Genomic DNA, 19,100 nt, shown 5'->3' with positions numbered 1-19,100 from the left:
CAGCGCCATTTTTACGGGGCTCGCATCAGGGGTTTGCGTTGTTCAGTGTTCAATCTGTTGAGGGAATTCGATGTCTATTCGTGTCGCAATCATTGGGGCCGGCCCTGCCGGACTGGCGCAGCTGCGTGCCTTTCAATCCGCCCATGAGCAAGGCGCACCCATGCCGCATGTGGTGTGCTTTGAGAAACAGGCCGATTGGGGTGGCATGTGGAATTACACGTGGCGCACCGGGGTGGATGAGCACGGCGAGCCGGTGCACGGCAGCATGTACCGCTACCTGTGGTCCAACGGCCCCAAGGAGTGTTTAGAGTTTGCGGATTACAGCTTTGATGAGCATTTTGGGCGCCCAATTTCTTCATATCCTCCTCGCGAAGTGCTATGGGACTACATTCAAGGGCGCGTCAAAAAGGCGGGTGTGCGTGATTTCATTCGTTTCAAAACGGTGGTCAAAAGCGTCACCTTTGAACCGGCTTCGCGCCAGTTCAGCCTCACGGCGCATGACTATGCCCAAGGTCTGAGCACGACTGAGACATTCGATTACGTGATTGTCGCCAGTGGCCATTTTTCAACGCCTCAGGTGCCCGAATTTTCTGGTTTTGAGCGTTTTTCGGGGCGCATTCTGCATGCCCACGACTTTCGCGAAGCCACTGAATTCAAGGGCAAGGATTTGCTGATCGTGGGTAGCAGTTACTCGGCTGAAGACATTGGTTCGCAGTGTTACAAATACGGTGCCCGCTCCATCACCAGTACCTACCGTTCGCAGCCTATGGGCTACACATGGCCCAAGGGTTGGGAGGAGCGCCCGTTACTGCGCAAGGTTGAGGGCGACATCGCGTATTTTGCCGACGGGTCCAGCAAGCGGGTGGATGCCATCATCCTGTGCACCGGGTATCAGCACCATTTCAGCTTTTTAGCGGATGAACTGACGCTCAAAACAGGTAATCGTCTGTGGCCACTCGGGCTGTACAAGGGAGTGATTTGGGAGCGCAACCCGCAGTTGATTTACCTGGGCATGCAGGACTTGTGGTACAGCTTCAACTTGTTCGACGCGCAGGCCTGGTTTGTGCGCGACTGCATCCTGGGCCGCATCACGTTGCCTGAAAAAGCTGAGATGCAGGCTGACAGTGCTCGCTGGCGTGAGGTGGAGGAGGGGCTGCAATCCACCGCGTCGATGTACGAGTTTCAAGGTGACTACATCAGGCACTTGATTGAGCACACGGACTATCCCGCCTTTGATATCGACGCCGTAAATCAGATATTCCTCAAATGGAAGGCTGACAAGAAGCGGGACATCATGGGCTATCGCGATAAATCCTACCGCTCTGTCATGACGGGTACGGCAGCAGTGCCGCATCACACGCGCTGGTTACAGGCATTGGATGATTCGATGCAAGAGTACCTGCGCGAAACGTCGGGCAAAGGTGACGTTAATGCGTTGCATCAGCGCTGATTTGGGCGATTGAACGACGCGCCATCTGGCGCCTTAAAGCGCCAGACACGGTTTAACCCTTCTTTTTTTGCAGGCTTTTCAGGCGCGCGGTGGCGCGTTGTACCGCGGCCATTTTTTCAGGCCGCTTCATGCGCCGCCAGGCCCTGATGTCTGCTTTGTTGCGCCCGCAGCTGACGCACACATCGCCGCTCAACTGGCACGTGGCCACACACGGGTTTTCAATGTCCTTGGCCACGGCTTATTTTTTCCGATTGGCGCCCTTGCGCGCCATGCGTTGCGGCCAATTACCCGAGTCGGTGCGCTGGCATTCTTCTTCTGAGTCGTAATACACGTAAGTGGCCACATTGCGCACTTTGACATCGGCGTTTTTCAGCGCCTTTTCTGTCAGGTCGACCATGTAGCTGGCGGCGCCATCAGCCAGTGCGAAGTCTTTGTTGTCTTGCGTGTCGAAAACCCACACCACTTTGAAGCCGGCAGGGAAGGTTTCGTAATCGGCCGCGTGGGTCAGCCATACAAACCCTTCGATGTGCTTTTTGGCGGTTTCACAGGCTTTGGTCAGGGCTTTAATCAGGCGCTGTTCAACCTGTGACTGATTACGTTTGTTGGGCGGCATGCAGGTTCCTGTTGGCTGGCGGTGCTTGAAAGCCGGCCATCATACGCAAACATCACGCCCGGTCACGGGAAATAATGCGTTACCACTTGCCCGTGCCGTAGGCGGCCCTGGCGGTCAGCACCACCATGGTTTCGTAATACATACGGCCATTTTTCTTCGGAATTTTGTACACAGAGCACAGCAGTGCGTTGGAGGTGGGCGGTTTTTGCGCAATGATTTTGCGTTTGCGGCTGTGGTAAGTGTCGAGCGGGGCTTGTGCCATGACGTGGCTCTGGATGCCCACGACTTCATAGGGCAGTTTTTTGTTGACCGGGCCAAAGGGGGCACTTCGCCCACCGATATAAACCAGTGTGACTTTGAAGGCAGCCATACAGGCTTTGTCCAGCTCTGCGCTAAGGTTCATCGGTTTGTCGGGGTATTGGGTAAACCCTTTGCGGCTGCCGACCTGTTTGTTTTGCTCGCTTAACTCGACTTCGGGCAAATGCGTTGAATGTACGCCTTGGCCTTCAAGCATGTAGCGCCGTGTAGAGGGAAACACCCAGTTCACTTCTTTGGGGGAGTGGTGCTTCACGTACGCTTTGATGTCGTCCAGTTCATACCAGCGCGACTCTACGAACACTCTGTCTTTTTCGGCGCTCGCCACTGCGCAGGTGGCGACGAACAGCAGGGGTAATACTGCGAAGGGGCCGTTGAGGCGCACAGTTCATTCCTTGAAGGGGGCAGATAAGTGGCGCAATGCTACCGCTTGCTCGCGGGTTAAAAAAGCCCTTTGCAGACACTGCAGTTGAACAGTGGGCAGACAGTTTGATGCCGCCAAAGCATCGCGCCCAAGGTCGGGGGCGTGACTGATCAGTCATTGACGTTGAATCACGCAGGCAACCCTGCGCCAAATCACGCTCGCAATCGATTCAGCCGTGACAAAAAACGCGAAAAGATGCGTTTTCGTCTCAAGGGCTACCTGAGGTAGAATGTCGCGGTTTTGAGGCTGGCCACCCCCGGATGGATAGGTTCACGCAGGTTTCTTGGAAGGAACCGCGGGGCGGTCAGATGGCAAGGGAATCGCGAAAAGGTCAGTGGGCGTGAAGGAGCTGGGCGGATTCACTCTGCTGTTGGCCGCGTTCACTGATAGCTGACACACAACATACATGTCACCCAAGTAGCTGAAGCCAATAATTAATAAGAGATCAGCACCCAAGGTACATAAACGTGAGGTCTATAGTGTGCATAGGCCTTTATCGATCTACCCGTTCCAGGCCTGAGGGCTCGATTACAGGCAGACCGCCTGTGATGAGTCGAAATCGCTCATGAACCGCGTGCCGGGTAGATGATGTTTTATCTTAGGTACTCCAACATGTTAAAAAAAATGAACAAGGGCCTATTGGGCCTTGCGCTGACCATGGGGTTAACCTCCGTGCACGCAGCCGAGACCAAACAGGTCGATGTCTTGCTGATCGGCGGCGGCATCATGAGTGCCACATTGGGCGTATGGCTCAATGAACTGGAGCCCGGCACCTCGATGGAGATGATTGAACGTCTCGACGGTGTGGCGCTGGAAAGCTCCAACGGCTGGAACAACGCGGGTACAGGTCACTCGGCGCTGGCTGAACTGAACTACACCCCGGAAGACAAGAACGGCAACGTTGAAATCCCGAAAGCCATTGAAATCAATGAAGCCTTTCAGATTTCCCGTCAGTTCTGGTCCTGGCAGGTCAAGAACGGTGTTCTGAAGAACCCGCGTTCGTTCATCAACTCCACACCGCACATGAGCTTTGTGTGGGGCGATGACAACATCAAGTTCCTGAAGAAGCGCTACGAAGCACTGCAAGCCAGCCCATTGTTCGCCGGTATGCAGTACTCCGAAGACCCGGTTCAGATCAAGAAGTGGGTACCGCTGATGATGGAAGGGCGTGACCCGAACCAGAAAATCGCAGCCACCTGGTCGCCGATCGGCACTGACGTGAACTTCGGCGAAATCACACGCCAGTTTGCCGCTCATTTGCAGGCACAGCCTAACTTTTCGTTGAAGCTGTCGAGCGAAGTCAAAGACATCAAGCGCAACGAAGATGGCAGCTGGCGCGTGGTGTACAAAAACCTCAAAGACGGTACTGAGTCCCAGACCGACGCCAAGTTCGTGTTCATCGGCGCGGGCGGCGGTGCACTGCACTTGCTGCAAAAGTCCGGCATTCCTGAAGCTCAGGAATATGCAGGCTTCCCGGTGGGTGGTTCGTTCCTGGTGACCGATAACCCGACGGTGGCCCAGCAACACTTGGCCAAAGCGTACGGTAAGGCTTCGGTTGGCGCGCCACCGATGTCGGTGCCACACCTGGACACCCGTGTGCTGGATGGCAAGCGCGTGATCCTGTTTGGCCCATTCGCGACTTTCTCGACCAAGTTCTTGAAAGAAGGCTCCTACTTCGACCTGCTGACCAGCACCACCACGCACAATTTCTGGCCAATGACCAAAGTCGGTATCGAACAATACCCGCTGGTTGAGTACCTGGCCGGTCAGCTGATGCTGTCGGACGAAGACCGTTTCAACGCCCTGAAAGAATACTTCCCGAATGCCAAGTCTGAAGATTGGCGCCTGTGGCAAGCCGGCCAGCGCGTACAGATCATCAAGCGTGACGAAGAGAAGGGCGGCGTGCTGAAACTGGGCACCGAGATCGTTAGCGCCAAAGATGGCAGCATCGCCGGCCTGTTGGGCGCTTCGCCAGGTGCATCCACCGCGGCACCGATCATGCTGACCGTGCTGGAAACCGTGTTCAAGGACAAGGTTGCCACACCTGAATGGCAGGCCAAGCTGCACCAGATCGTGCCGAGCTACGGCACCAAGCTGAACGGCTCGCCAGAGCGCGTTGCGCAGGAATGGGCCTACACGGCCGAAACCCTGCAACTGACGCCGCCACCGGCTATTCCGGCGGCAACCGCAGCACCACAAGCACCTGCTCAAGCGCCGGCTACACCTGCGCCAAGCAACCCAGCGGCTGACATGGCCCTGTAAAAAAGCAGCCCCGCCCAACGATGTTGGGCGGGGCTACTGTTTTCGTTACGCCCTCGCTACACCTTCTCTTCTTTTGACCGTGCGCCCACTCACTGCGTACCGAACACGGCCGTCCAGTAAATGGCGGCATCACTTTTAGGGTCGACGGCATAGGCCGCACCCAGCTCACGAAATTGCGCGTTCATCAGGTTCGCACAATGGCCGGGGCTGGCCAGCCAACCCTCTACGACCTTGTTCGGGGTGTCTTGCCCGGCGGCAATGTTTTCGCCGATCTGCTGACCGATAAAGCCCGCTAGCTCAGCGCGATCACCGGGTGTGCCGCCATTACGATCCTTGTGATCAAGGTAATTGTTATTGGCCATGTCTCGTGAGTGAGATTGGGCAGCGGTTGCCAGTGTGGCATTCCAGGTTAATGCCTCAGCGGCGGTAAATGCTTGGGTGCCGCATTGACGAGGCTGAGTGCGTGCGGTGTTGATCAGGTCCAGTACCTTTTGCCCTTCGACCTGCCAATCGCCCAGGCGAGCGGTCAGCAATGGGCGCGCCAGCACAATTCTCCATTCCCGCTGATCGCGGCTGATACCGATGTCGACAAATTGCGGGTCGAGCACCACTTTGCAGAAGCTCTCTTGCACGGCTTTCATTGCGGCCTGGGCATCTCTGGGGCCAGACAGGCTGATGGCCTGCACGTTGACCAACGGATACGCAGCGCGGCTCAGGGCTTGTTGCAGGTCGCCAAAACTGTTGGAGGGCAGGATCAGGCGTGGATCAACGGCGAGCGGTGGTAACTCCAGAGACACCTGGCCCGCGCAGTTCTGACTTTGACTGCGATACGTATTGATCAACTCGGCCAGCTGCGACGTTTCACTGGCCATAGCCGGGACGGCCAGCCCCAGCCCCAGAGTGAGTGCTGCCAAACGGGTAAGTGTGAAGTGAACGCGCATGAGCAATGCCTCTGAACGGAATGCGCACATGATGCGGTATGTGGCGTGGGTACAGGCAAGGGGAGATTGGCTTTTATGGCGTCACTGACGCATGAGCCAACACTCAGGCGCGATGACACGCGCCTGAGCAGGGAGCAGTTACGCGCGCCCCAGCCGTTCGGCCACGAAAGTGCGGGCTTTGAGCGTCAATAGATCGATCTGGCGATCACGCTTTTTTTCGGCCTCCACCATCGCTTTTTTACCGTTGCGATTGAGCAGGTACGTGTGAATCTGTCGCACCTCGGTAGAGCTGTAGACCGCCGACACATCCAGCACGGCCATCAGCCCGTCCGTGCAATGATCGCGGGTGTTCATCAGCACACGTGGGCCACGGGAGCCTAGTACTTGAAAGCCCATCGCTTCGTATTGCTCCACGTTGCGCACACTGCACGTGAGTTCGGTGTGCGGGTAACGTGCAATGACCTGCTGCACCATGGCTTGCGTGACGGCAGGGGTGCTGGCGGCCATGTACGCGATACCGCAGGCCTGAGGATCATCCTTGACCGGCAGGTACAGGGCGAAGCCGGTCACGGTATCCGGGGCTTGAGCATCGGTCGCGACGATCAGCTCCACACTTATTCCTTTAGTGCCGTCCAGCGCTTGCAGGTATAAGTGCACTTCGTAGCCGATGGCGTACTGGTAAAGGTTGTACAGCGGGTTGCTCGGCGTGATTTCCATCATGCTCAGCTCGGTAAGCTGGTCCACGACCCGTTGCAAAATCTGGCTACTGATCGGTTCACTGACCGGCGTATCAAAGTGAGTAAGAAGCGTCATGGGGCCTTTATCTGCGGGGCGTGAAGTGTTGGGGCACGCTGGCTCAGCCAATAGTCATGCAAGGCGCTCACCGCCGGAGCCAGTTCAGCGACCTGTTGTTGGTGAGAGGCGACGTCCAGATCGGCCGGCAGTTCAAAGTTGTCTTGTTCGGCGCAGTCAGAAATGGCGCCCAGTAATTCTGCCTGCGGGGTAGGCAGAGGCGGCCAGTTGGCAACCTGCACCCCGCGCAAGTAGCCGAAACACCACTCTTCGGCCAGGGTCACGGTGTGGCCCTGGTGTTCGGTCTGCTCGCAACGCGGCACAAACGCGTGCGGCTCTTCAGCCAGTTGGCGTGCCAGCGTGTTGATGTGGCGCACGCACAGGTCGAAGAACTGGCGGGCTTCTTCGGGGCTTTCCCAGTCAGGATGCTGCCCGCCCCAGATCGCCGGGAACCACGCCTCGATCTCTACGTGTTTGGGCCCTGAAACCAGAGCCGTGAAATAGCCGTCGAGCTCACTGGGATTGAGGACGCTATGGTCGTTGCCGTGTTTGAGCAGCGTGTCTTCGATAAGCGTGAAGTCGGCAGCGTTCAAGGGTTGAACTTGCATGGACGGTTTCCTGTGCCGGGCGCGGTGGGTTGCGCTTTGAAAGGGCGCGCAGGATGGCGCTTGAGGCAGCGTTAATCCAGTGCGCGTGCCGAATGGCTCAGTCGACTTTAACGATCGAGACCAATTCGTAATATTTGAACCTGGCTTTGGCCAAGGCTTTTTTGGCTTCCTGCTCAGCATCGAAACGGCTCAGGGATTTCGAGTCGTGAATGAACTGGGTCACTTCGCCATCGTATTCTTTGCTCACGTTCATCGTGACGCGCAATACCGGACCTCTGCGTTTTACAGGCGCGCGCTCAGCAGCCTTGACGGGCTGAGGGGCGATTTCAGGCAATTGGGGTTCAGGCTTGGATGCAGGGGTAGCAGGGGGTGTGGGTGTATCAAGGCCGAGTGCTCTGCGCATTTCGTCCTCGGTGAATCCGGTGCTCATGGGATGACTCTATTAATGTGAAAGACGGGCTTATATTTCAGCGTTGACACATAGGCAAGTTAAATCTTCCAGCACGGGGCAAATAACGGTTTTTTTGTGAATGAGTATCGAATAGCGATTTAGGTGTCGCGCAGCAAGTCGTGGTCATCGAGCAGTCGATAAGCAATCTCAGGACGTCTTTCCAGGGCACGACGGATGGCCGCGGGGATTGTTTGACGGGTTTTTCGGCACAGCCCGGGTTGATCGGCCAGCCGTATGGCGATGCCGCGCATGGTCCTCACCTCATTAAAGCCGGGTTCCAGGGTCAGCATAATCCCCAGCTGTTCTTGTAGACGGCGGCGTAAGTGTTCGAGTTCATCCAGGCTTTGCACATTTTCCAGACGCTCCAACAACTCTTTTTCAGCCTGACGGTTGAGCTTGAGAATGCGCAGGTCTGCGCCAACTTCGGCCAGCAACTGTTCGCGCTCGCAGATGCAAACACCCGGTGGGCAAGGTTGGCGGATGGCTAAAGGTGGAGTCATGCCATTGAGCATAGCCAGATTGAGGTGCTTTGCCGAGCGCCTGATTACGCGGCAGCAGTGGCCTGCGGGTCATGGCTCAGGCATCGAAACCTTCACTCAAAATCCCTGCATACAACTGCCGATCGATATTGGCACCGCTCAAAATGACAGCCACGCGCCGACCTTGTTGCTGCGACTGTTCTTTGATCAAGCCCGCCAGCGCGGCTGCTCCGGCGCCTTCTGCCGTGTTGTGGGTGGTTTGATGACAGACGCGTATCGCCTGCGCAATCTCGCGGTCAGACACCCGGATGATTCGCGCTGCGCCGCGAGCAATGATCGCCAACGCTTCAGGCAATGGCTGACGGCAGGCCAGGCCGTCGGCGAACGTGTGGGCGGTGTCGGTACACACCACCTGACCTTGCTCGACACTTTGCGCAAATGCATCGGCATGCTGGGACACCACGCCCACTATTTCGGTGTTTAGCCCCAGCAGATCGCGGGTCTGGATCAGCCCGCAAATGCCCGATCCCATGCCGATGGGCACATACACGGTGTGCAAGTCAGCCACGGCTTCAAACAGTTCCAGCGCATAGGTGGCGACACCGCGAATCAAGTCAGGGTGAAACGCCGGTACCAGATGAAGCTGATGGCGCTCAGCCAGTGCCGCGGCTTCGGCGCGGGCTTCGTCAAAGTCCTTGCCGAATTCGATCACGTTGGCCCCCAAGGCGCGCATGGCGGCGTTCTTCTCCCGCGAATTACCGTCAGGCACCACGATGCTGATGGTCAGGCCCATGTGCCGCGCCGCCAGTGCCAGGCTTTGCCCGTGATTGCCGCGTGTAGCCGTCACCAGGCCGGTAGTGGCGGGTTCGCGCGCCAGTAAACCCTGCACATACAGCAACCCCCCGCGCACTTTGAAAGCGCCGGTCGGGGTGTGATTTTCGTGTTTGACCCACACCGTTAAGCCCAACTGCTCAGCCAATAACGGCCAGGCCAGTTGTGGGGTGGGGGCAATGCTTTGGTGAACGGTATGCGCAGCGAGGCGAAGAGCATTCAAATCAAACATGGCGGGCACCGTTATCGAAGATTTGACTCGATTCTAGGCACGAAGCATTGTATGGGCCGATCCTTATATTGCATGGCCGACAATAAATGTGGATGCCCACCCTGATTGACCCCCAGCTGCCGCGCTACCTGGCGTTGGTCGATGCAATTACCCAAGCCATTGCCAGCGGCGAGTTAGCCCCCGGCGAGCGTTTGCCGCCGCAACGACGTTTGGCCTGGGCATTGGGCTGGAACCCCAGCACCACCCTGCAAGCCTATCGCGAAGCGGCGCGGCGTCATCTGGTGTCGGGTGAAGTGGGGCGCGGCACTTATGTACTGGCCGGCAGCAAAGAAGCCACGCTGTTCAAATTGCAACATGCCGACGCTCGGCCCGAGCGTCTGGACTTGCGCACCAACGTACCGGCGATCGATCACGCCAGCGAAGAGGATGCCCAAGCGCTGTCATGGCTGCTCGAAACGGGGCAGGCCACGCGTTTACAAGGGTATTTGAGCGCTGACGATCTATTGATGGCGCGAGCACAAGGTGCAGCGTGGCTCACCGCGCGCGGCCTGCAACTGCCCGTTGAGCACATCATGTTGTGTACCGGCGCGCAGCAGGGTCTGTTTACCGTGTTGCTGTCGCTGTGTCAGGCGGGCGAGCCGGTGTTGGTCGAAGCCTTTGCCGCGCCGGGAATAAAAGCGGCGTGTGCGCAATTGCGCTTGCCGATGCACGGCGTACTGCTTGATCAGCAAGGCATCGTCCCGGAGGACTTTGACCGCATGATTCGCGCCACCGGAGCGCGCATTGCCGTACTCACGCCCACGCTGCAAAACCCCACCTCAGCGGTGATGAGTGTTGAGCGCAAACAGGCGATTGCCCGGATTGCCCTGCATCACGGGGTCAGGGTGGTTGAAGATGACGTGTACGGTGCGCTGACCCTCAGCCCGCCGCTGTGCCACTACCTGGCGCAACAGGGTGTATTGATTAGCAGCTTGTCCAAGACAGTGGGCGCGGGTTTGCGCTTGGGCTGGATCGCGGCCAGCCCCGATCTGCTTGCACGCATTGATCCTCACGCTCAATCGGCGCACTGGGGGCTTTCGTCCATCAATCTGGCGATTGGTTGTCACTGGATCAGCCAAGGCATCGCGCAACAGCGCGTCGCGTGGCAAACCGGCGAAGTCACGCGGCGTTGGCGGTTAGCCAAAAAACTGTTGGGCCCGATGATGGAACAAACCCACAGCCCATCGCCGCACATCTGGCTCCAGCTGGCAGACGGTGACACACCGCTGGTGCACACGTGGCGTGCGGCAGGCATAGAGGGGGTGCCCGCCCAAGTGTTTGCGGTTAAATCCACCACCGCCAATGCCGTGCGCATCAGCTTGACGGCAGCCCCCAATGCCCAAAGCCTGAGTGTGGCGCTGCATCGCGTGGCTGCACGCTTGAGTCACCGCTGAACAGCAGGGCACGCAGCGGTCGAACACCCTGTGATCTGGCGCATCTGGCACAACGCGGTCATCGGGTTTAGGATCGCTTCGCAATCGAACCTTACCTTCGGCAACGGCTACGCAAGCCGTTGTCACCTTTGCAATTGATCCGTCACAAGGCCCCTATGCGCAGAGAAATTGGTTACTGGCACCGTGAAGGTCGCGAGCTGTTTTATTACCTGGAATTCAAGCCCGACACCGCGCAGTTTTACCTGACCTGCGAGCACACCCCCAGCACCGGCGAAGGCAGCGTGCGCTCGGTATTGCTCAGCGAGGCAAGAGGCGAGCGCTACTACGAAGATGCACTGCTGATCATCAAGGAAGAGTTGTTCAAGCAGTACACGTTGTGACCAAGGCTATTTGAGGGGAGCAGCCGCGGCACGTGTCATACAGCGCTGGCGCCGTTCATCGACCCGTTTGGCAAACCAGGCGGTGGTCAGGTTGCGGGTGATTTTTGGGCTTTGCAGCGTAATGCCCGGCAGCACGGCGCGGGGCAGCGGGGTGCCTTGTTGGCGGTCCGCCAGCGCAAAGACCTGCCGGTACAGAGTGGTGTCATTGAACGCTAGGCTGTCGCCTTTCTCCAGTTGACGCCGAATCGCATTGTCATTGAGGCCCAGCTGTTTACCCAGCAGCCGTACGGCCCGCTCAGTCGATCCCACGGCGTAGGACCCCGGAATGGTCAGATCACCATCCAGCGCCAGCGGTAAGCCTGAAACCTGGCTCACCGCAGCCTGAAAGGCGGCATTGCGACTGGCGTACCAGCCCGCATTAAAGTCAGCAAAGCGATACAGCGACTGGGTGTAATCGACGGGGTAACCCAGCAAATGGGCGATGCCGAAATACAAACCGCCGCGCCGGGTGAACACTTCGTGACGAATCGACTGTGCCACCGGGTACGGGTATTCCTGCGCGTGTTGCTCGGCAAAGGCGATGCTCACTTGCATCGGTCCGCCTGTGTGCACCGGGTTGAGGCTGCCAAACAGCGTGCTGCCCAGCGGCACCATGCCAATGAAATCATCGAAAATGGCGCTTAACTGGCCTTCGGTACGGGCCGCATCCAGGCGCTGGTTGTAGGTTTTGCCTGTCGGTGAGGTGATGTTCAGCGCGCTGCGCACCAGAAATTCGGGAATGTGCAGTTTGCTGGCGCGGCGGTTGATTTCAGTGCGGGCGATTTTCGCCAGCCCCGGTACGGGCGGATCGGCCTGAAACGTCGACTCCTGTTCGGTAACCGACAGTACCGAGCACAAGTTCTCGTCGGAGGGGGCCAGTGCTTGTGCAACAAAGGCGACCTGGATATCGGCTGCCCACCCCTGACGGTCCGGGACTGTAGACGGCATGAGTTGCACGACTCGTGCCCGCGTTTGTTCAGGCGTCAGGTGGGGGCCTGTCTGCGTGCTCTGGCTGCTACAACCTGCAATAACAGCCAACGATATAAGTGATAAAAAGTGCAGGCCAAATCGATTCACCAAGCGCTATCTCCCTAAAAAACATAAAACCTGCTGCTGCGTGTCAGTCGTCGCGCGTCAGCACTTCGAGCAGTTCGATCTCAAAGGTGAGATCAGAGTTCGGTGTGATATGCGCGCCCATGCTTCTTTCACCGTAGGCCAAATGCGCAGGCACCTTCAGTGCACGCTTGCCGCCGACCTGCATGCCCATCAGTCCCAAGTCCCAGCCCTTGATTACGCGCCCCGTGCCGATGACGCATTGGAAAGGCTTGCCGCGCGAGTGGGAGGAGTCAAACACCGTGCCGTCTGCGAGCCAGCCGGTGTAATGGGTGGTGATCAGTGCACCTTTAACCACGGTTTTACCGTCGCCCACTGTGAGATCAGTGATGTGTAGTTCGTGGGTCATGCTGTTTTCTCAAAAAGTGGGAAGGGTGTATTGCCGATGTCGTGAGGAAACGCAATCAATACACAAAATGTAACAACTTTGCAGTTCGTCTTCCTTAGCGTGAGCAGGAGGGCGTTTTCTCAGACTTGGCGTGCCCCAGCAACCTTTTTTATCGGGCAAAGGTGTGAATCGAGTGATGGCTAGGGAACTTAATAATGAGTTGCATTGTCATTCGCGCTTTACTCTCAAATGAGACTGGTTATTATTAGTGCCCTGGCAGCGCCGGGAAAAGCTCATCTGCATTAGGCCCTTTTAGAGCCTCGCGCATGCGATTCCAGTCTTACGCCTGCTGAGCACACTCCATTGTTAAGGGATCAACTGGACATGTCGTCTCGATTCAAACGCAGTCAAATGTCACTCGCTTTTGTGGCCGCTCTGGCATCACCCACGTTACTCGCCGATGTGCTGGAACGTGATCGCGATGAAGTCCCGGTACAGGCGACTGATTTACCGGTCGATGGCACAAAGCAGGCGTTGGAGCTGGAAGAAACTCGCGTTCTGGGCACCGCCGCCCAAGAGCTGAAGCAAGCCCCTGGTGTGTCCATCATTACCGCCGAAGACATCAAGAAGCGTCCGCCCGCCAATGACCTCTCCGAGATCATGCGCCGTGAGCCGGGCGTCAACCTGACCGGCAACAGCACCAGTGGCAGCCGTGGCAACAATCGCCAGATTGATCTGCGGGGCATGGGCCCTGAAAACACCTTGATCCTGATTGACGGCAAACCGTCCTCGTCGCGCAACGCGGTGCGTTATGGCTGGAGCGGCGACCGCGACACCCGTGGTGAAACCAACTGGGTGCCTGCCGAAGAAGTTGAGCGCATCGAAATCTTGCGGGGTCCAGCTGCTGCACGCTACGGCTCGGGCGCGATGGGCGGGGTGGTCAACATCATCACCAAACGCCCTACCGATAAGCTTAAAGGCTCGTTGACCGCCTACTACCTGGCCCCGGAAGACGACGCTGAAGGTATCAGCAAACGTACCAATTTCAACCTCAGCGGGCCGATCACGGACGATCTGGTGTTTCGCGTCTATGGCGGGATGAACAAAACCGACGCGGATGACGCGGCTATCAACACTGACGAGCAGGCTTCGCGCGACAGTGTGGTTGCAGGCCGTGAAGGCGTGCGCAACAAAGACATCAATGGTTTGCTCAGCTGGCAGTTCACCCCCGAACAATCGCTGGATCTTGAAGCCAGTTACAGCCGTCAGGGCAACATCTTTGCCGGCGACACCATGCTCAACAGCGGCGGTGATTACGTAAACAGTTTGACCGGTAAAGAAACCAGCATCCTGCAACGCAGCACATTCTCGGCCACTCACAACGGCTCGTTTGACTGGGGATCGAGCAAAGCCTCGTTAACCCATGACTTGACCCGTAATGCCCGTCTGAACGAAGGCCTGGCCGGGTACGGTGAAGGCGCGCCGTCCGAGAGTGCGGGTAAGTTCGAGTCACGCTTGCGCAACACGCGCGCAACGGCCGAGGTCAACGTGCCGTTGAGCGTGTTGACGGAGCAGGTGCTGACTGTAGGTGGCGAGTACTTGTATGAGTCATTGAATGATCCAGGTTCGTTGCGTCCGCAGAGCTGGGATCCGGGCAGCGATGGTACGCCGGGTATTGCGGGGCAGGACCGTACGCAAACCAAAACCACCGCCAACAGTTATGCATTTTATGTGGAAGACAACATTGAGGCCGGTGCCAAAACCATCATCACCCCAGGTGTGCGTTTCGACCATCACAGCGAATTTGGCGGTAACTGGAGTCCGAGCCTCAATGCTTCGCATCAAATTACCGACGAGCTGAGCATTAAGGGCGGCATTGCGCGCGCGTACAAAACCCCGAACTTGTATCAGTCCAACCCCAACTACCTGTTGTACAGCCGCGGAGGCGGTTGCAGCTCGGTCGAAGTCAATATCGGCGGGTGTTACCTGGTGGGTAACCCGGGCTTGAAACCTGAAATCAGTGTCAATAAAGAAATTGGCCTGGCCTTCGACAAAGGCACATGGCGTACCAGCGGTACTTATTTCCGCAATGACTATCAGAACAAGATCAACGCCAGCAACGAAGCGGCTTACCGTTTGCCCAATGGTCGCCGTGTCTACCAATGGGATAACAGTGGCAAAGCCATCGTTCAGGGGATCGAAGGCAACCTGTTCGTGAATCTGCGGGAGGACCTGGACTGGAACACCAACCTGACCTACATGATCGAGAGCAAAGACAAGGAAACCGGCGATCCGTTGAGTATCATTCCCAAGTACACGGTCAACACGACGCTGGACTGGTACGCCACCGAGAAGCTGTCGTTTCAGGTCAGCGGGACGTACTACGGCAAACAGGAAGCCCCTAAACGTAATAACCGCGCCAATGAAGAACTCAACAAATCAGTTCAACAACCGATCGACCCCTACGGTCTTGTGGGGTTGAGCGGGGGCTATGAGTTCAACAAAAATCTCAGCGTGCGATTGGGCATCAATAACCTGTTCGACAAACAGCTGTACCGCAAAGGCAACTCGGATGAAGCGGGCGCCCAAACTTACAACGAGCCGGGTCGCGCTTACTTCGCATCGGTGACCACCTCGTTCTGATCATCCCAATCGCCTAACCACTGTGCTTGCGACAGTGCCGGCATTTAAAGGCGCGACACCTTTTTACGGGTGCCGCGCCGTTGTCACATCTGGCACTGGCAAAACCGTGGCTGGCGCGCAATGAAGGATTTAACACGATGAAACTCGCAACATCGGCCTGGGTACCCATTGTTTCTCGCACACTGGCAGCACTGGTGGGCGGTTATGTTTTTACCTATGCCTTTACGGCGGCGCTGGCCCGGTTATTACCACTGGACAACGTGGACGCGTTGATCGTCGCCAGTCTGTTGTCATTCGTCATTTACACCTTCGCCATCCTCTGGGCCTTTGCTGCTAAACGGCAATGGTCGGCGTGGATGGGCGCGGTGCTTGCACTGCCGTTGGCGGCCATCGGGTTTTGGCCACAACTGCTGGAGCGCCTTGCATGAAACAGACCCTGACTCAATCCATGGCCTGGCTGCACACGTGGGGTGGCCTGATCGTGGGCTGGTTGTTGTTCGTGATTTTCCTGACCGGCAGCCTGGCCGTGTTCGATCAGGAAATTGACAATTGGATGCAACCCGAACTGCCCGCGCATCACTTAACTGACGTACAAGCGGCCGAGCGCGCCTTGGGCTATTTACGTGAGCACACGCCTGACGCCAAGCAGTGGGGCATCAGCTTGCCCAATGAACGCACGCCGGCCCTGCAAGCCTCGACCGGTGGGCGCCGCGACGGGGTGTCGGTGACGCTGGACCCGAGCACTGGCGAAGTGTTGCCGGTGCGTGAAACAGCAGGCGGTTTTTTCTTTTTCTTCTTTCATTTCACCTTGCACATGCCGGGCATGCTCGGGATTTATCTGGTGGGTGCGTTGGCGATGGGCATGCTGGCGGCACTGGTCAGCGGTATTGTGATTCACAAAAAATTCTTTAAGGAGTTCTTCACCTTTCGCCCGGCCAAGGGTCAACGTTCGTGGCTGGACGCTCACAATGCCAGCGCGGTGTTGTTGCTACCGTTTCACTTAATGATTACGTACAGCGGGCTGGCGATTTTCCTGGTGATCTACATGCCCGCGGCGATGGACGCGCTGTTTGATGGCAACCGCGAGGCGTTTTTCAAAGCCCAGGACCGCACGTCACCCGCGCTTGAGGTGAAGCACGCGGCCGCGATTGAGCCTGCACCTTTGGTGGCCCTGGGGCCGTTATTGAGCAAGGCCCGTGAGGTGATGGGGCCTTTGAGTAGTGTCAGCATTACTAATCCCGGGCAAAGTAACGCAGAGATTCAGATACGCCCCCTGCTGGGTAACCGCATTGCGTTGGCCAAAGGTCAGGGCATGCGGTTCGACGGGGTCAGCGGTGAGCCGTTGTCCGGCCCGACCGACATGCGTTCCAGTGTACTCACGCACAAGGTTATTTCCGGTCTGCACTTCGCTCAATTCGGCGGCTACCCGATGCGCTGGCTGTACTTTATTTGCGGCGTGATCAGCAGTGCGATGATCGCCAGCGGGCTGGTGCTGTTCACCGTCAAGCGTCGGCGCAAATACGCCAGTGAAAACCAGGTCGCGCAGGTGCTGTATCGCTTGGTCGAGGCCATTAACGTCACGGTCATGGCTGGCTTGAGCCTGGCCTGTATCAGCCTGCTGTGGGGGAATCGTCTGTTACCGGTCAGCCTGGCCGAGCGCAGTGATGCTGAGCTGAATGTGTTTTTTTGCGTGTGGGCATTGAGTCTGGGCCACGCGTTGTTCAGGCCACGCATGCAGGCGTGGCGTGAGCAATTGGGGTTGGCCGGTGTGATGTGCATGACGTTACCGCTGCTGAGCCTGCTCACCGTCAATCAGCCTTGGACATTGCCCAGCCGCCTGGGCGTTGAGCTGGTGGCTGTCGTGATGGGGGCATTGTTGTTGTGGGCCTGCTGGAAAGTCGCGCAACCGGTTGTTGAGCGCGTTCCGCGCAAAAAGGCGGCGCAATTGGCCGAGGTGAATTGAGATGCTGGCGCATTACTTTGCAGCTTTCGCCTTTGCCTATATGGGCATGCTTGCCTTGTGTCAGGGGCTGGAGCGGCACTACAAACAAGTGTGGAAAAAAGTCCCTCCTGAGGGGTTGAGGCATCTGTTGCGGGCAGCAGGTTGGTGCAGCCTGGCGCTGAGCTTTTACTTCTGCGGGCTTGCCTGGGGGTGGGCGATGGGACCGATAGGGTGGTTTGGCATGCTTTCGCTCAGTGGCTTTGGCTTGCTGATGGTGTTGCCTTATCGACCGCGTTTGGCCGTTTGGCTGCCTTTGGGCTTTGTGCCGGTGTGGGCAGTAATTGTAACGGTTCTTTGATTATTGAGGGCGCCCCGTATTAATAAGATCGGGCGCCAACTTTATATAACGGTTCTAATAACCGGCGCGCAGCATAAACGGTGTGGACGATGGCTGTAGTATGTGTCTGCTGCTGAATGTGGTTTTTGTAGTGAAAGTCGGCGTTGAGTATTATTTCGTTGTTCGTATGCTTGTTTTGATACCGTGGTCTTAAAAGACTACGCAGTTATATGCGTTGTCTGCGTGATTTGAGGGGGATGTCTGCTTGAACTGAAGGTGGCCAAGTGTTGATGCAGGATTTCTGCTGGGTCGTCTTTGTTTGGTGAGTATTCAACTTGTTCTAATCTGATGTTTATACACGCTGCGCAGTTGATGTGACGGTGTCTTTCGGTGATTTGCTGAGGGGCGGTTCTAATCAGGCAGCGTCATTCAAACATAAGGATACGGACAGAATTAAATATGGATATTAACGCAGGGCCAGAACAGGCAGAGGTATTGAATACTTCGTTTGATGAGCGCCTTCCCGCCTCGAGGGATGTCGCCCCCTCGCCAGGTCACGAACAGTGGGAGGCGGTAAAAGACTTCCAGATCATCACCGCTAACGGTGGAAACACGCTCTATGGTAATGGACGCCAGCAAGTGAAGGTGCGGGTGCTTATTCGTGTGACCAATGCACTGAATATGCCGGTTGATATTGATGAACAGAGTTTGGCTTCTCTTACGTTGGTGGACACCCACACCCATAAACCTCTGGAATGGGGTGTGGTGCAATCAAGGGATGCTGAAGTCTGGGCGTTTGTGTATGACCACGATCCCCGCTTCACGCCATTCCCTTATCATGGGCCCATCAAGGGCGGGCTGGAGGGGGGGAAATTCTCCGTGCGTGAGTTTTACGTCAGCACCAATGCCTCGTCTTCTATTTCACTGTCGGCCTCTATTACACGGCACGACGGTAAAGTGTTTTATTCGGGATTAAAAACCGAGTTTGGAACCCTGACACTGAATGCCGTGTTACCTGCTGTGTATCAGGCCCATCACGTTAATATCAAACACGTGGCTCAAAGGCCCTATCGTTCGGCCAATATTGCGAAGGTGGATGTTTATGCACTTCGGATGGTGGTGGACAATCAACGTATTGGCATCGCAAGGATATACGAAGTGTATCCCTCTACGTTTTTAAAACTGAGCGAGCACCCTGATTACTTGGGTTATTATGCGACGGCTTACTTAAATGCGAGCCCTGGTTATTATGGGCGGTACCAGAACTTCGAAATGCCACATGCGGTCGCTAAATATTATGACGTTCCCGGCGAACTGACGTTGCTGGTGAGCTATGCGAAGAAAGGTGGGCGCTCTCAAGTCAGAGAAGAACATGACCATTGGCGACTGGACCTCATTGACATATACGGCAATCTACACACGGTCCGAATTGTGTCCTCTGATGAGTCGCCACCCAGGTTAATAGTTCAAGCGTGAGCGGTTAGGCA

General features: G+C 56.9%; 20 protein-coding genes. 9 read left to right on the top strand and 11 right to left on the bottom strand.

The genetic code is table 11. The features are described 5' to 3' along the window. Window positions 1–70 precede the first annotated feature (70 nt). Window positions 71–1,450 carry an NAD(P)-binding domain-containing protein gene (locus tag GYN01_RS01295; protein WP_048399360.1) on the top strand — a complete coding sequence of 460 codons (1,380 nt, stop codon included), beginning with the start codon at window positions 71–73 and terminating at the stop codon, window positions 1,448–1,450. Between the two features lie 52 nt (window positions 1,451–1,502). On the opposite strand, the gene GYN01_RS01290 is transcribed toward GYN01_RS01295, so the two are convergent. The 3 genes from GYN01_RS01290 to GYN01_RS01280 all read right to left on the bottom strand — a co-directional run bounded on the left by GYN01_RS01290 (window position 1,503) and on the right by GYN01_RS01280 (window position 2,763). After that, a complete protein-coding gene (locus GYN01_RS01290) occupies window positions 1,503–1,685 on the bottom strand; it encodes a DUF1289 domain-containing protein (protein ID WP_048365358.1) in 183 nt (60 codons plus the stop codon). A 3-nt stretch (window positions 1,686–1,688) separates the two neighbouring features. After that, window positions 1,689–2,063, bottom strand: coding sequence for a hypothetical protein (locus tag GYN01_RS01285; RefSeq protein ID WP_048399365.1), 375 nt, complete (start codon window positions 2,061–2,063; stop codon window positions 1,689–1,691). Between the two features lie 79 nt (window positions 2,064–2,142). Further along, window positions 2,143–2,763, bottom strand: a complete 621-nt coding sequence (locus GYN01_RS01280) for a hypothetical protein (protein WP_203306479.1) — start codon at window positions 2,761–2,763, stop codon at window positions 2,143–2,145. Window positions 2,764–3,414: 651 nt separating this feature from the next. Here GYN01_RS01280 and mqo point away from each other — a divergent pair. Further along, window positions 3,415–5,064, top strand: a complete 1,650-nt coding sequence (gene mqo, locus GYN01_RS01275) for a malate dehydrogenase (quinone) (RefSeq protein ID WP_048365361.1) — start codon at window positions 3,415–3,417, stop codon at window positions 5,062–5,064. A gap of 89 nt (window positions 5,065–5,153) precedes the next feature. Here mqo and GYN01_RS01270 read toward each other — a convergent pair whose 3' ends face one another. The 6 genes from GYN01_RS01270 to GYN01_RS01245 form a co-directional block, all read right to left on the bottom strand. Next, window positions 5,154–6,005 carry a CAP domain-containing protein gene (locus GYN01_RS01270; protein ID WP_203306478.1) on the bottom strand — a complete coding sequence of 284 codons (852 nt, stop codon included), beginning with the start codon at window positions 6,003–6,005 and terminating at the stop codon, window positions 5,154–5,156. A gap of 138 nt (window positions 6,006–6,143) precedes the next feature. Further along, the gene (locus GYN01_RS01265; RefSeq protein ID WP_203306477.1) at window positions 6,144–6,818 is read right to left on the bottom strand and encodes a GNAT family N-acetyltransferase; all 675 of its coding nucleotides are present in this window, start codon (window positions 6,816–6,818) and stop codon (window positions 6,144–6,146) included. Next, a complete protein-coding gene (locus GYN01_RS01260; protein WP_048365364.1) occupies window positions 6,815–7,405 on the bottom strand; it encodes a UPF0149 family protein in 591 nt (196 codons plus the stop codon). Before GYN01_RS01260 ends, GYN01_RS01265 begins: the two co-directional genes overlap by 4 nt. A 97-nt stretch (window positions 7,406–7,502) precedes the next feature. After that, window positions 7,503–7,835, bottom strand: coding sequence for a hypothetical protein (locus GYN01_RS01255; RefSeq protein ID WP_048365365.1), 333 nt, complete (start codon window positions 7,833–7,835; stop codon window positions 7,503–7,505). A 119-nt stretch (window positions 7,836–7,954) separates the two neighbouring features. Beyond that, window positions 7,955–8,356 carry a hypothetical protein gene (locus tag GYN01_RS01250; RefSeq protein ID WP_048365538.1) on the bottom strand — a complete coding sequence of 134 codons (402 nt, stop codon included), beginning with the start codon at window positions 8,354–8,356 and terminating at the stop codon, window positions 7,955–7,957. Window positions 8,357–8,432: 76 nt separating this feature from the next. Then, window positions 8,433–9,398: a threonine dehydratase gene (locus tag GYN01_RS01245; protein WP_048399373.1), complete on the bottom strand. Its 966-nt coding sequence runs from the start codon at window positions 9,396–9,398 to the stop codon at window positions 8,433–8,435. An 86-nt stretch (window positions 9,399–9,484) separates the two neighbouring features. Here GYN01_RS01245 and GYN01_RS01240 point away from each other — a divergent pair, with 86 nt between their 5' ends. Both GYN01_RS01240 and GYN01_RS01235 read left to right on the top strand, forming a co-directional pair. Further along, window positions 9,485–10,831 (top strand): aminotransferase-like domain-containing protein, encoded by a 1,347-nt coding sequence (locus tag GYN01_RS01240; RefSeq protein ID WP_203306476.1) that lies wholly within the window; start codon window positions 9,485–9,487, stop codon window positions 10,829–10,831. 155 nt (window positions 10,832–10,986) lie between these two features. After that, entirely contained in the window at window positions 10,987–11,211 is a 225-nt protein-coding gene (locus tag GYN01_RS01235) for a hypothetical protein (RefSeq protein ID WP_048399377.1), read from the top strand. A gap of 6 nt (window positions 11,212–11,217) precedes the next feature. Here the strand turns inward: GYN01_RS01235 and GYN01_RS01230 are convergent, their stop codons facing one another. Both GYN01_RS01230 and GYN01_RS01225 read right to left on the bottom strand, forming a co-directional pair. Then, complete coding sequence (locus tag GYN01_RS01230; protein WP_238936066.1) at window positions 11,218–12,198, bottom strand: DUF1615 domain-containing protein; 981 nt, start codon at window positions 12,196–12,198, stop codon at window positions 11,218–11,220. Between the two features lie 172 nt (window positions 12,199–12,370). Then, a complete protein-coding gene (locus GYN01_RS01225) occupies window positions 12,371–12,712 on the bottom strand; it encodes an FKBP-type peptidyl-prolyl cis-trans isomerase (RefSeq protein WP_048399378.1) in 342 nt (113 codons plus the stop codon). Window positions 12,713–13,075: 363 nt separating this feature from the next. Between GYN01_RS01225 and GYN01_RS01220 the strand changes: the two genes are divergently transcribed. From GYN01_RS01220 to GYN01_RS01200, 5 genes are all read left to right on the top strand, one after another. Next, window positions 13,076–15,334 (top strand): FepA family TonB-dependent siderophore receptor, encoded by a 2,259-nt coding sequence (locus tag GYN01_RS01220; RefSeq protein ID WP_203306474.1) that lies wholly within the window; start codon window positions 13,076–13,078, stop codon window positions 15,332–15,334. 137 nt (window positions 15,335–15,471) lie between these two features. Beyond that, a complete protein-coding gene (locus GYN01_RS01215) occupies window positions 15,472–15,762 on the top strand; it encodes a hypothetical protein (protein WP_048365371.1) in 291 nt (96 codons plus the stop codon). Next, a complete protein-coding gene (locus GYN01_RS01210; protein WP_048399381.1) occupies window positions 15,759–17,297 on the top strand; it encodes a PepSY-associated TM helix domain-containing protein in 1,539 nt (512 codons plus the stop codon). The genes GYN01_RS01215 and GYN01_RS01210 overlap by 4 nt, the downstream gene beginning before the upstream one ends. A 1-nt stretch (window position 17,298) precedes the next feature. Beyond that, window positions 17,299–17,634, top strand: a complete 336-nt coding sequence (locus tag GYN01_RS01205; RefSeq protein ID WP_048365373.1) for a DUF3325 domain-containing protein — start codon at window positions 17,299–17,301, stop codon at window positions 17,632–17,634. Window positions 17,635–18,072: 438 nt separating this feature from the next. Further along, on the top strand, window positions 18,073–19,089 hold the full coding sequence (locus GYN01_RS01200) for a hypothetical protein (RefSeq protein WP_203306473.1): 1,017 nt from the start codon (window positions 18,073–18,075) through the stop codon (window positions 19,087–19,089). Window positions 19,090–19,100 lie beyond the last annotated feature (11 nt).

The organism is Pseudomonas weihenstephanensis, from assembly GCF_016812185.1.
Lineage (GTDB): Bacteria > Pseudomonadota > Gammaproteobacteria > Pseudomonadales > Pseudomonadaceae > Aquipseudomonas > Aquipseudomonas weihenstephanensis.
The sequence above is the reverse complement of the archived record's forward strand: the minus strand, read 5'-3'. Positions and strand labels throughout refer to the sequence as shown.